General features: G+C 66.3%; 12 protein-coding genes. All 12 read left to right on the top strand.

Annotated elements, in window-relative coordinates:
• Window positions 1-934 precede the first annotated feature (934 nt).
• The 12 genes from AC1C2M_RS06745 (at window position 935) to scpB (ending at window position 12,549) form a co-directional block, all read left to right on the top strand.
• The gene (locus AC1C2M_RS06745; RefSeq protein ID WP_495435675.1) at window positions 935-1,981 is read left to right on the top strand and encodes a hypothetical protein; all 1,047 of its coding nucleotides are present in this window, start codon (window positions 935-937) and stop codon (window positions 1,979-1,981) included.
• A complete protein-coding gene (locus tag AC1C2M_RS06740) occupies window positions 1,953-2,981 on the top strand; it encodes an HAD-IIA family hydrolase (protein WP_495435674.1) in 1,029 nt (342 codons plus the stop codon). Before AC1C2M_RS06745 ends, AC1C2M_RS06740 begins: the two co-directional genes overlap by 29 nt.
• A 22-nt stretch (window positions 2,982-3,003) precedes the next feature.
• A complete protein-coding gene (locus tag AC1C2M_RS06735; protein ID WP_162924917.1) occupies window positions 3,004-3,168 on the top strand; it encodes a hypothetical protein in 165 nt (54 codons plus the stop codon).
• Window positions 3,165-4,013 carry a TlyA family RNA methyltransferase gene (locus AC1C2M_RS06730; RefSeq protein ID WP_495435673.1) on the top strand — a complete coding sequence of 283 codons (849 nt, stop codon included), beginning with the start codon at window positions 3,165-3,167 and terminating at the stop codon, window positions 4,011-4,013. Before AC1C2M_RS06735 ends, AC1C2M_RS06730 begins: the two co-directional genes overlap by 4 nt.
• A 5-nt stretch (window positions 4,014-4,018) precedes the next feature.
• Window positions 4,019-4,936, top strand: coding sequence for an NAD kinase (locus AC1C2M_RS06725; protein WP_483403804.1), 918 nt, complete (start codon window positions 4,019-4,021; stop codon window positions 4,934-4,936).
• Window positions 4,929-6,647: a DNA repair protein RecN gene (gene recN, locus AC1C2M_RS06720; protein WP_495435672.1), complete on the top strand. Its 1,719-nt coding sequence runs from the start codon at window positions 4,929-4,931 to the stop codon at window positions 6,645-6,647. Before AC1C2M_RS06725 ends, recN begins: the two co-directional genes overlap by 8 nt.
• Window positions 6,648-6,656: 9 nt before the next feature.
• A complete protein-coding gene (gene pyrG / locus AC1C2M_RS06715) occupies window positions 6,657-8,342 on the top strand; it encodes a CTP synthase (protein ID WP_483404949.1) in 1,686 nt (561 codons plus the stop codon).
• Window positions 8,343-8,475: 133 nt separating this feature from the next.
• Window positions 8,476-9,045, top strand: coding sequence for an NUDIX domain-containing protein (locus tag AC1C2M_RS06710; RefSeq protein WP_495434216.1), 570 nt, complete (start codon window positions 8,476-8,478; stop codon window positions 9,043-9,045).
• A 1-nt stretch (window position 9,046) separates the two neighbouring features.
• Complete coding sequence (gene xerD / locus AC1C2M_RS06705) at window positions 9,047-9,952, top strand: site-specific tyrosine recombinase XerD (protein WP_483403806.1); 906 nt, start codon at window positions 9,047-9,049, stop codon at window positions 9,950-9,952.
• A 234-nt stretch (window positions 9,953-10,186) separates the two neighbouring features.
• Window positions 10,187-11,071, top strand: a complete 885-nt coding sequence (locus tag AC1C2M_RS06700) for a ParA family protein (RefSeq protein ID WP_495433752.1) — start codon at window positions 10,187-10,189, stop codon at window positions 11,069-11,071.
• Complete coding sequence (locus AC1C2M_RS06695) at window positions 11,055-11,897, top strand: segregation and condensation protein A (protein ID WP_483403808.1); 843 nt, start codon at window positions 11,055-11,057, stop codon at window positions 11,895-11,897. The genes AC1C2M_RS06700 and AC1C2M_RS06695 overlap by 17 nt, the downstream gene beginning before the upstream one ends.
• Window positions 11,887-12,549, top strand: coding sequence for an SMC-Scp complex subunit ScpB (scpB, locus tag AC1C2M_RS06690; RefSeq protein WP_483403809.1), 663 nt, complete (start codon window positions 11,887-11,889; stop codon window positions 12,547-12,549). Before AC1C2M_RS06695 ends, scpB begins: the two co-directional genes overlap by 11 nt.
• Window positions 12,550-12,632 lie beyond the last annotated feature (83 nt).

Below are 12,632 nucleotides of genomic sequence, written 5' to 3'. Positions count from 1 at the left end.
AGACTCTTTGCGCCGATGGTACTGCAGGGGGGACCCTGTGGGAGAGTAGGACACCGCCGGACTTAACTTAGTAAAATGGCCACCCAAGTGCGGGTGGCCATTTTGCGTTTTAACACAGTTTTTTCAACATAATAGGGAGTACTTCATGCCGGATTCTGCGGACAATTCGGGCGCCAGGCGCCCCGATCGCGGACCGAACGACCGCCAATCTGGCGAGAATCGTCGGTCGAACGACTCCGGCCGAGGCGACTCCCGCCCCCGCACAGACCGTGCGGGCTCCGGTCGCCCCAGCGGTGACCGTCCGTCGTACGGCGGTGGCTCAGATCGCCCCCGCACCGGCGGAAGCGAGCGTCCGCGTTACGGTGCCGGCTCTGACCGGACGGATCGTCCGCGTTCAGAGGGCAGCGAGCGTCCGCGTTACGGAGCCGGGTCGGATCGAACCGAACGTCCGCGCACCGGAGGCAGCGAGCGTCCACGATATGGTGCGGGTTCTGACCGCACGGAGCGTCCGCGCTCGAGCGCTGGCCGTGACGAGCGTCCTCGCGGAGAGCGTCCGTCCTACGGTGACAAGCCGCGCGGTGACCGTCCCGCATCGGGGGATCGGGCTCGTTCCGACCGTCCCTCGTACGGAGACAAGCCTCGTGGGGATCGTCCGTCGTACGGCGATAAGCCACGTGGAGATCGTCCGTCCTACGGCGATAAGCCACGCGGTGATCGTCCGGCCTACGGCGATAAGCCTCGTGGGGACCGTCCGTCGTACGGAGATAAGCCTCGTGGGGACCGTCCGTCGTACGGTGACAAGCCACGCGGTGCACGGCCCGATCGTCCGCGCGAGGATCGCCCCCGTGGCGGTCGCGACCGCGACGAGAAGCTCTGGACCCGTGGCGGAGCCCCCGCACGCGGTGACAGGGAGGCAAGCCAGGTCGAAGACGAGATGACCGATGAGCAGCGCATGCAGCGCGAGCACCGCATGGTGCGCTCGGAACACTACGACCCCGACCTGCCCGACTCAGTGACGGCAAACGACCTCGATCGGATTGCCCGCAACGAGCTCAAGACACTGACCGCAGACAACGCTGAGCGCGTTGCCCGGCACCTGGCGATGGCTGCGATGCTCATCGAGGAAGACCCGGAACTCGCGCACCAGCACGCTCTTTCCGCTGCACGTCGTGCCGGACGCATCGGCGTCGTCCGCGAGACCCTCGCGATCACGGCGTACGAGACGGGCGACTACGCTCTGGCGCTTCGCGAGCTCCGTACGCACCGCCGGATCACAGGGTCGAACGACCAGGTCCCGCTGATGGTCGACAGCGAACGCGGCGTCGGCCGTCCCGAGCGTGCGCTCGAACTCGGCCGGAGCGTCGACAGGGCGAGCCTTGCCTCACCGGTTCGTGTGGCTCTCGCCATCGCGATGTCCGGCGCCCGGCTTGACCTCGGCCAGCCGGAACTCGCGCTTGCTGAACTGCAGATCCCCGAGCTCAACCCAGACAGGGCATTCGAGTGGAGCCCCGAGCTGTTCGCAGCTGAGGCCGAAGTGCTCGAAGAACTCGGTCGCGGCGAGGAGGCCGCCCTGTGGCGAAAGCGCGCCGAAGTCGCCGGAGCGGCGATCGCCGAACAGCGGGGTGACAACGAACTCGAGACCATCGAGATCTTTGAGATTCTCGAGGAGTCAGACGACGACACCGAAGTGTCCGAGCCCGAGGGTATCCCGATCGCGGTCGACGACTCGACGGACCTGGCCAGCGCTGTTGCCGCTGGGGCGTTCGACGATGTCGCGGAAGACGCTGACGCTGACGCTGACGAGTTGGATGATGCGTCCACGACCCTGGTCGACGCGGATGCCACCGACGACGAGTCCAGTGCTGACGAGATCGACGTCGACGCAGCAGATTCGGGAGCAACCGACACCGACACCGCAACTGACACGAACGACGACACGGGAGTTGAGCCGGATGAGTCCGCTGCTCAGCCGGAAAAGTAAGGCGTCGACGCCGCTCGACGGCGTCGATGTTGTGCTCGCTGACCTTGACGGTGTTGTGTACGCGGGGCCGAACGCGATTCCGCATGCTGTCGAAAGCCTCAACAAGGTGGCCGAGAGCATCCGCGTTGGCTACATCACCAACAATGCATCGCGCACCGACGCCTCGGTTGCCGAACACCTGACAGAACTCGGGTTGCACGTTGCACCGAGTGACGTCGTCACGAGTCCACAGGCCGCGGTTCGTCTACTTGGTGAGCACGTACCGGCCGGCTCGACGGTCCTCGTCGTCGGGGGAGAGGGTCTCGTTTCCGAACTCGAAAAGGGCGGATACACCGTCACGCGGTCGGCGGATGACGCGCCCGCTGCGGTTCTGCAGGGATTCGCGCCGCACGTCAGCTGGACCGACCTCGCCGAGGCCGCCTTCGCGCTTCACCCGCGTGAAGATGGTGTCGAGATCCCGTGGATCGCGACGAACACCGACTGGACGATCCCTCAGGCGCGCGGCATCGCGCCAGGAAACGGCACACTGGTCTCGGCCGTTCACACGGCGGTTGGCCGGCTGGCCACGGTCGCGGGCAAGCCGGAGACGCCCATCTTCGATGAGGCAAAGATCCGGTTCGGATCGACCAGCCCGCTGTTCATCGGTGATCGCCTGGACACCGACATTCTCGGCGCAAACCGAGCGGGGATTCCATCCGTGCTCGTGCTGACCGGGGTCGACAAGGCGAAGCACGTTCTCGCCGCCGATAAGCACTCGCGGCCGACCTACATCGTCGACGACCTTCGCCAGCTGCACGAGGCATACCCGGTTACTCGGATGTCGCGCGACAACTCCGAGGCGACCGTCGGTGACGCCGTGGTGCGGATCGTCGGAAACGATGTCGTCGTGGTCCGTGAGGGCGCGAGTCGCATCGATCTCCTTCGCGCCGCATGTGCCGCCATCTGGGCATCTGGCCGGGCGATCTACGGCTTCAACGTGCCGGAGCACCTCTATTCCTGAGGTCGCGGGTAACGTAGGTCCCGTGAGCGATGACACCCAGTCCAGTGACGATGCACTCGTCCCGCGGCTCAAGCTGATCGAAGATCAACCGCTCGAGGCCCGTGCAGAGGCGTATGCCCAGCTGCACGAGGAGCTGCGCGCGCAGCTCGAGGGCGGCGACAGGATGCCGTCGAGGGCCGCGGGTTGACCGACCCGGATCCAACCGACGGCCCCCAGCGCCTCGATGCAGCCCTGGTTGCCCGGGGTTTCGCGCGGTCGCGCACCCTCGCCGCTCGGCTCATCGCCGACGGCCTCGTCACCGTCGATGGCCGCGCTGTGGTCAAGCCCGCAGCCAAGGTACGCGCGAGTTCTGAACTCAGCGTCGCCGGGGCCGACCACTACGTCAGCCGAGGAGCGCACAAGCTTCTCGGAGCGCTCGACGCCTTCGGAGTCGACCCCACCGGGCGGCTCGCGCTCGATGCCGGCGCCTCAACGGGCGGATTCACCCAGGTGCTGCTCGAACGCGGAGCACGCCACGTGATCGCGCTCGATGTCGGACACGGGCAACTCGCACCGGAGATCGCCCGCGACGAGCGGGTGAGCGTGATCGAGGGGTTCAACGTCCGCGAGCTCACGCCGGAAAACCTCGCATGGGCATCCGGCCAGTCAGAGCGCCCCGACCTCGTCGTCGGCGACCTGTCCTTCATTTCCCTCACCCACGTCCTTGGGCCTCTCCAGGGATCGGTGGCGCCTGCCAGCGATTTCATCCTCTTGATCAAGCCGCAATTCGAAGTGGGGCGCGGCGGCATCCGCGAGGGCATCGTCCGTAACGACGGGCTCAGACAGGACGCCATAGCGACAGTGCTCTGGCATGCCTGGGATCTGGGACTCGGAACAGCCGGCCTCATCGAGTCGCCCATCGTCGGCGGTCACGGCAACCGCGAATACCTGGCCTGGTTCCGCCCGGTCGGAACCGATGTCAAGGGCCCAAGCGATACCGCACGCAATCCGACAGAATGGTTGACGACGATAACCGAGATAGCTGGAGCGTGACCCGGATGAATTCTGAACACAGATTCATCCTTGTGGTCTCCCACACGGGCAGAAAAGACTCGGTCGACGCCGCGACCCAGGTCATTCGGCAACTGCAGGAGTCTGGAGCGCACCCCGTGCTCGCGCGCGTCGAACGCGACGAGCTCCGGGCAGCGGGCGCGGTGTTCGAGAACGTCGCGATCCTCGGTGAGGACGTCTCGGGAGAAGAACTCGAACTCGTGATCGTGCTCGGCGGCGACGGCACCATCCTGCGCGCGGCCGAACTGGTTCGCGGGTTCGCGGCACCGCTGCTCGGTGTCAACCTCGGACACGTCGGATTCCTCGCCGAGAGCGAGAGAGACGACCTCGCGGATGCTGTCCACCGCGTTATCGCGGGCGATTACCTCGTCGAAGAGCGACTGGCGCTGAGCGTCCGGGTCAAGGTGGGCGACGACGTCGTCTGGGAGAGCTGGGCGCTCAACGAAGCGACGGTCGAGAAGGGCAGCAGAGAGCGGATGCTCGAGGTCGTCATCGAAGTGGATGGCCGGCCGCTCTCCTCCTTCGGTTGTGATGGCGTCGTGGTGTCGACGCCCACAGGGTCGACAGCGTACGGTTTCTCCGCCGGTGGTCCCGTCGTCTGGCCGACAGTGGAAGCGATGATGCTCGTTCCGTTGAGTGCTCACGCCCTCTTTGCGCGCCCTCTCGTCGTCGGACCAGATTCGTCGCTCGCCGTCGAGGTGCTCCAGCGCACGAGCGCGACGGGCGTCCTGTGGTGCGACGGACGCCGAACTCACGATCTTGAACCGGGCGCCCGCGTTATCGTTCGTCGCTCACCGGTCCCGGTGCGTCTCGCGCGCCTGCACCAGAGCCCGTTCACCGACCGGCTGGTGAAGAAATTCCACCTGCCCGTCACGGGCTGGAGGGGACCAGACGGCAATGATTGAGGAAATCGGCATCCGCGACCTCGGGGTCATCGCTGAGGCGTCGCTCCCGCTCGGCCGCGGCTTTACCGCCATCACCGGTGAAACCGGCGCAGGCAAGACCATGGTCGTCACCGCTCTCGGCCTTCTTCTGGGCGGGCGTGCAGATTCCGGCGTCATCCGTCAGGGCAGCGGCCAGGCCAGTGTCGATGGACGGTGGGTGATTCCGGCCGACGGTGCCGTCGCCGATCGAGTGGCCGAGGCGGGCGGCGGCGTCGACCCGTTCGGCGAGTCGCAGGCGGAACTCACGCTTGGGCGATCGATCTCCGCCGAGGGCCGCAGCCGCGCGCAGGTCGGCGGGCGAAGTGCACCGGTCGGCGTCCTCGCCGAGCTGGGCGAGCAACTCGTCGTCGTGCACGGTCAGTCGGACCAGGTGAGGCTGCGATCGCAGTCGGCGCAGCGCGATGCCCTCGATCGATTTGCCGGCGCCGAGCTGACCACCACCCTGAACGACTACCGGACCGTCTACTCGCGATACCTCGAGAACGCGACCGAACGCGACAGGCTGGTCCGGGAGCGCGACGCGCGGAGTGCCGAAGCCGCTGAGCTTCGCGAGATCATCGCGGAGATCGAGGCGGTCGCACCGCAACCGGGCGAAGACGACGAGCTTGCCGTTCGTGCCGAAAAGCTCACCAACCTCGAGGATCTCCGCATCGCTGCGGCGAGTGCGCGCGAAGCCATCTCCGCCGAAGAATCCGATGGCCCCGATGTTGTCGTGCTGCTCGACTCGGCCCGCAGGCAACTCGAACGGGTGGCGTCCTACGACGCTGAGCTCGGCACGCTGGCCGAGCAGGTCGCGAGTGCGAGCTACCAGCTGTCGGAGGTGGCACTCGAGCTGTCGCGCTACCTCGCCGGCCTCGACGCCGACGGTGCCAGGGAACTGGAGATCGTGCAGGACCGGCGGAACGAACTGAGCATCCTCATGCGCAAGTACGGTCCCGGCTTCGACGACGTGCTTGCGGTTCTCGAGAACGGCAACGCCAGGCTGCTCGAACTCGACAGTGACACCGACAGGATCGAAGAGCTCGACGCCGTCGTCGAAGCGGATGCCGCACTCGTCGACACCCTGGCGACGCGCCTGAGCGAGGTGCGCGGTGATGCCGCCGAACGACTGGCATCCGCGGTCTCGGACGAACTCTCGGCTCTCGCCATGCCCGACGCGACGCTCGTCATCGAGGTCTCCACGAACGACGAACTGACGTTCTCCGGCCGTGACAACGTGCAGTTCCTGCTGAGGCCCCACGCCGGCGCCGAACCGCGCGCCCTGGCAAAGGGGGCATCGGGCGGCGAGCTCTCGCGCGTCATGCTCGCGATCGAGGTCGTCATCGCCGGCACCGATCCGGTGCCGACGTTCGTCTTCGACGAGGTTGACGCTGGCGTCGGGGGAGCGGCGGCGATCGAGATCGGCCGGCGACTCGCCCGGCTGGCCGAGACCGCGCAGGTCATCGCGGTAACCCACCTCGCCCAGGTTGCCGCCTTTGCCAACAACCACCTCGCCGTCGTGAAGGATTCCGACGGTACGGTCACGGCATCCAGTGTTCGACAGCTCACGGGAGATGAACGGACCGCGGAGATGGCACGACTGCTCTCCGGACTCGCCGACAGCGAATCCGGACTCGCCCACGCCGAGGAGCTCCTGACGCTCGCTCGGTCAGCAACTCACATGGTAGGATAGAAGCCCGTGGTGAACATTACAGACGCGGACCTTTCGAACGACACGACCAAACACATTTTTGTGACCGGTGGTGTCGTTTCTTCGTTGGGCAAGGGACTCACGGCGGCAAGCCTGGGCAACCTGCTCACAGCTCGGGGACTGCGTGTCGTCATGCAGAAACTCGACCCATACCTGAACGTCGATCCTGGAACGATGAACCCGTTCCAGCACGGCGAAGTCTTCGTCACTGACGACGGCACAGAGACCGACCTCGACATCGGTCACTACGAGCGCTTCCTCGACATCAACCTGAGCCAGGCGGCGAACGTCACCACCGGCCAGATCTACTCGACGGTCATCGCGCGCGAGCGCCGCGGCGAGTACCTCGGTGACACGGTGCAGGTCATCCCGCACATCACCGACGAGATTAAGCGCCGGATGCGCCTGCAGGCGTCCAACGATCCCAAGCCAGACGTGATCATCACGGAGGTCGGTGGAACCGTCGGCGACATCGAGTCACAGCCCTTTATCGAAGCCGCGCGTCAGGTGCGCCACGAGCTCGGCCGCAAGAACGTCTTCTTCGTGCACGTCTCGCTCGTGCCGTACATGAACGCCTCTGGTGAGCAGAAGACCAAGCCGACGCAGCACTCAGTCGCGGCGCTCCGGTCCATCGGTATCCAGCCCGACGCGCTCGTTCTCCGCAGCGACCGCCCCGTCTCCGAGTCGAACAAGCGCAAGATCGCGCTGATGTGCGACGTCGATGAGGCAGCGGTCGTCAACTGTGTCGACGTGCCCAGCATCTACGACATCCCGAAGGTTCTCAACGACCAGGGGCTCGACGCCTACATCATCGACCTCCTCGGACTCGAGGCGGGCGAGGTGGACTGGTCAGCGTGGTCACCGGTGCTCAAGGCCGTCCACGAACCCAAGCACGAGGTCACCATCGGGCTCGTCGGCAAGTACATCGACCTGCCGGACGCCTACCTCTCGGTCACCGAAGCGCTTCGGGCCGGCGGGTTCGCCCACGAGTCCAAGGTCAAGCTGCAGTGGATCCCGTCTGACGAATGCGAAACCCCCGAAGGTGCTGCCAAGGCGCTCAGTGACCTCGACGGAATCTGCATTCCCGGTGGATTCGGCATCCGTGGCATCGAAGGAAAGCTCGGGGCACTCAAGTTCGCCCGCGACAATAAGATCCCGACGCTCGGACTGTGCCTCGGCCTCCAGTGCATGGTGATCGAGTACGCGCGCAACGAAGCCGGTCTCGCCGGTGCGAGCTCGAGCGAGTTCGACCCCGACACCGAGTTCCCGGTTATCGCGACGATGGCGGAGCAGGTCGAGATCATCGCCGGGGGAGACCTCGGTGGAACCATGCGCCTCGGTTCGTACCCGGCAACACTCGACGAAGGTTCGATCACCGCCGAGCTGTACGGCTCGACCGAGATCTCCGAGCGTCACCGTCACCGTTACGAGGTCAACAACCGTTACCGCCAGCAGATCGCGGATGCCGGCCTCGTGTTCTCGGGGACGAGCCCCGACGGCCAGCTGGTCGAGTTCGTTGAACTCGATCGCGAGGAGCACCCGTTCTACGTTGGCACCCAGGCTCACCCCGAGCTTCGGTCACGCCCGACCCACGCCCACCCGCTGTTCCGTGGCCTGATCGGCGCCGCTCTCGAGCGTCAGCAGGCCAGCCTGCTGTTCGAGGTCGCCGGTGCCTGAGTCCGGCCAGGGCGCGGAGTCCGCGTCCAGCCCCGGGCTCGGAATCGGGTCTGCGTCGAGCGCTGAGCTGGGCCCGCTCGAAGACGAGCCCACCGAGGTCGAGGTTCGCTCGAGCGAGCTCGTTTTCGACGGCATGGTGTGGGGCGTTCGCCGCGACGTCTTCGACTACAACGGTCAGGACATCGCCAGGGAGTACCTGGATCACACCGGCGCTGTTGCCGTCTTCGCCATGGACGAGAACGATCGGGTGCTGCTGATCAAGCAGTACCGGCATCCGGTCCGCCTGCGCGAGTGGGAGATCCCTGCCGGTCTTCTCGACGTCGAGGGGGAGGACCCACTCGTCGCCGCGAAGCGCGAGCTCGCTGAGGAAGTCGACATCGAGGCGCGTGACTGGAGTGTGCTCGCCGAGTTCGCGACCTCACCGGGTGGCAGCGACGAAGTGATCCGGGTGTACCTTGCCCGGGGTCTCACGGCGACGCCGGAGGCGTTTGAGCGCACCGACGAAGAGGCAGACATCGAACTGCGCTGGGCCCCGCTCGACGAACTCGTCACAGCGGTGCTCGAGCGCCGCATTCAGAACCCGTCGCTCTCGATCGCCGTGCTCGCCGCCGCTGCGGCTGAGCAACGCAACTGGGAGACGCTCGGCGACGCTGATGAGCCGTGGACGCGGCATCCGAAGCTCGGATCTTCGTCGGCGAGCTGACGTGTCACTCACGCGCGACCTCGACCAGTACCTGCGTCACGTTTCAATTGAGCGAGGGCTGTCGGCGAACACCGTAGCCGCCTACCGCCGCGACCTGACGATGTACGTCGAGTGGCTGGCGTCGCGAACCGTTCCCGGTATCGCCGACGTGAAGCGCGAACACGTCACGGAGTTCCTCCGTGACCTGGCCACGCGGGAGGACTCGCCGCTGACCGCATCGTCGCTGGCACGCGTGCTGTCGTCGGTGAGGGGCCTGCACCGGTTCCTCCTCGACGAGGGCGCCGTGGAGGTCGACGTCGCCCGGGAGGTCAAGCCGCCGAAGCTCCCGAGCCGGTTGCCGAAGGCACTCACGGTCGACCAGGTCACCGCGCTGCTTGACGCGGCATCCGGCGACGACCCGCAGTCGCTCAGGGACCGCGCCCTGCTCGAGTTCCTCTATGCGACGGGCGCGCGAGTGTCTGAGGTGGTCTCGCTCAACGTCGACGACGTGTTCGACGAGGACATCGTGCGGTTGACGGGCAAGGGCAACAAGGAGCGGATCGTTCCGGTCGGGTCATATGCCAGGGCAGCGCTCGACACGTACCTCGTTCGGGCGCGACCGGTCTTTTCGGTGCGCGGTGTCGCAACACCGGCGCTGTTCCTGGGGTTGCGCGGGCAGCGGGTGTCCCGGCAGAACGCGTGGCTGATCATCCGGGCCGCCGCCGAACGGGCGGGGCTCGCGGCGCACGTGTCGCCGCACACGCTCAGGCACTCGTTCGCGACCCACCTGCTGCAGGGCGGAGCTGACGTGCGGGTCGTGCAGGAACTGCTCGGGCACTCGTCGGTGGCGACGACCCAGATCTACACGCTCGTGACGGCGGACACGCTCCGCGACATGTACACGACGGCGCATCCGCGGGCGCGCTGAGCGGTCGCTGGCCCGGCGAGAGCATCACTTCCGGTCGAGAGCATCAGGCGCAACTGATGGGCTCGACCGCAAGTGATGTTCTCGGGCTGCGTCCGTGCGCCGGGTGCGTGCGGCGCTGGCCCGCAACAGGGCGAGAACCGCGGCTCTCTGCGTGGGCGCACCGCCGATCCGGAGCTGGCGGATACAATCAATACCGCAGCACGACACGAAAACGCGAGGAGCGGGGCAAGCCAGGTGGCCAAAACAAACGAAGAGCTCTTCTCGGTGGAGACACCGATCGCAAAGAAGGGCCCGACGGGTCGGACCCTTTCCGAGTTCGCCGTACCAGCACCGCTCAAGAGTCACGGCCCCGCCCGCATCATCTCGCTCTGCAACCAGAAGGGCGGCGTCGGCAAAACGACGACGACCATCAGCCTGGGTGCCGCCCTCGCCGACTACGGTCGCCGCGTGCTCTGCATCGACTTCGACCCGCAGGGTGCGCTGTCCGCCGGCCTCGGCGTCAACACGCACGACGCCGTCACGATCTACGACCTCCTGCTGAGCAACAAGCACGATCCACTGGATGCCATCCAGCACACGTCGGTCGACGGCCTTGACCTCATCCCCGCGAACATCGACCTGTCTGCGGCGGAAGTCCACCTCGTCAACGAGGTGGCTCGCGAGCAGATCCTCGCTCGGGTGCTGCGCAAGCTGACGCCGCACTACGACGTCATCCTCATCGACTGCCAGCCCTCGCTCGGTCTGCTCACCGTCAACGCCCTCACGGCGAGCCACGGCGTGCTGATCCCGCTCGAGTGCGAGTTCTTCGCGCTCCGTGGGGTGGCGCTGCTCATCGAAACGATCGAGAAGGTCAAGGACCGGCTGAACCCCGCCATCGAGCTTGACGGCATCCTCGCCACGATGTTCGACTCGCGGACCCTGCACTCACGTGAGGTGCTCGAGCGCGTCGTCGACGCGTTCGGTGACGACGTGCTCGAAACCGTCATCGGTCGCACGGTCAAGTTCCCCGACGCCAGCGTTGCAGGCAGCCCCATCACCGAGTTCGCTCCTGAGCATGCGTCGGCCAAGGCCTACCGCCAGCTCGCCAGGGAGCTGGTTGCGCGTGGCGCTGTCGCCTGACACCGCTCGAGCGGCAACCGGTGTGCCCGAAAGGGTGGATGGGCCCGTCGGCTTCCAGGTCGCCCTCGGCAACTTCGAGGGACCGTTCGACCTCCTGCTGTCGCTGATTACGAAGCACGAGCTCGACATCACCGAGATCTCGCTGTCTCGCGTGACCGACGAGTTCATCAGCTACCTGCGCGGCCTCGACTCCGCCGAGGAGATGGACCAGGCCAGCGAGTTCCTCGTGGTCGCAGCGACCCTGCTCGACCTCAAGATCGCCGGCCTTCTCCCGCAGGGCGAACTGGTCGACGCCGAAGACGTCGCGCTGCTCGAGGCCCGCGACCTCCTCTTCGCCAGGCTTCTGCAGTACCGCGCCTTCAAGGAAGCATCCGCCTGGTTCTCGGGAAAATTCGAGAAGGAGACGCTTCGCCACGCCCGCTCGGTGCGGCTCGAGGAGAAGTTCCGGCAGCGCAAACCCGAGCTGGTGTGGACCGTCACCCTCGACGACTTTGCGGCGCTGGCAACCCTCGCGCTCACCCCGCGGGAGATTCCCGTCGTCGGCCTCGACCACCTGCACGCGCCGCTCGTGAGCATCAGGGAGCAGGCGGCCCACGTCGTCGCGATGCTCAAGCACGGCGAACCGATGACGTTCCGGCAGATCATCGCCGGTGCGGATGCGAAGGGCGTCATCATCGCCCGGTTCCTCGCCGTCCTCGAGCTGTATCGGCGTGCTGCGCTGAGCTTCGAGCAGCTGGAGCCGCTCGGCGAGCTGACGCTCAAGTGGACCGCCGAGAACTTCACCGAGGAGACCCTGGCCAACCTGGGAGCAGACTATGACAATTGAGACAGGCGCCATGGACGCGGGCATTCGTGAAGCCGACGCTCCCGCTGACGACAGCCAGGCACCGGATGCCGCTGACGTCACCGCTGCGGCTCCGCCCATCGCCGACGTTGAACGGGCGCTCGAAGCCATCCTGATGATCGCGGACGAGCCGCAGAGCCTCGTGAGCCTCGCGACGGCTCTCCGCAGGCCGGTGAAGGTCGTGCACGCCGCGATCGAGCGACTCGTCGCTGACTACGATGGCGTCGACGGTTCAGTGCGGCGGGGTTTTGAACTGCGCGAGGTCGGCGGCGGCTGGCGCATCTACGTGCGCAGCGAGTTCGATACCGCTGTCACCGATTTCGTCGCGAGCGAAAACCCAAGCAAACTATCTCAGGCGGCTCTCGAGACGCTCGCGGTGATCGCGTACAAGCAACCGATCACCCGCGGCGCGATCGCGTCGATCCGTGCCGTCAACGTTGACTCGGTCGTTCGGACCCTCGCTGGCCGTGGACTCATCACCGAACTGTTCACCGACAGTGAGACCGGCGCCATCAATTACGGCACCACCGACGTTCTGCTGCAACAGCTCGGCATCAACTCGATCGACGAACTGCCCCCCATTTCACCCCTGCTCGCCGATGGCACCGAAGGATTCGACAGTGACTTCCGATAACAACACCCCAGACGAGGACTTCCAGTCCGACGACGCCGAACAGGGCGAGAAACCACGCTTCGACCCGTTCGAGCCGGAGGGCG

This window comes from Mycetocola sp. Y444, from assembly GCF_059445295.1.
This window is presented reverse-complemented; position numbering and strand designations above follow the sequence as displayed.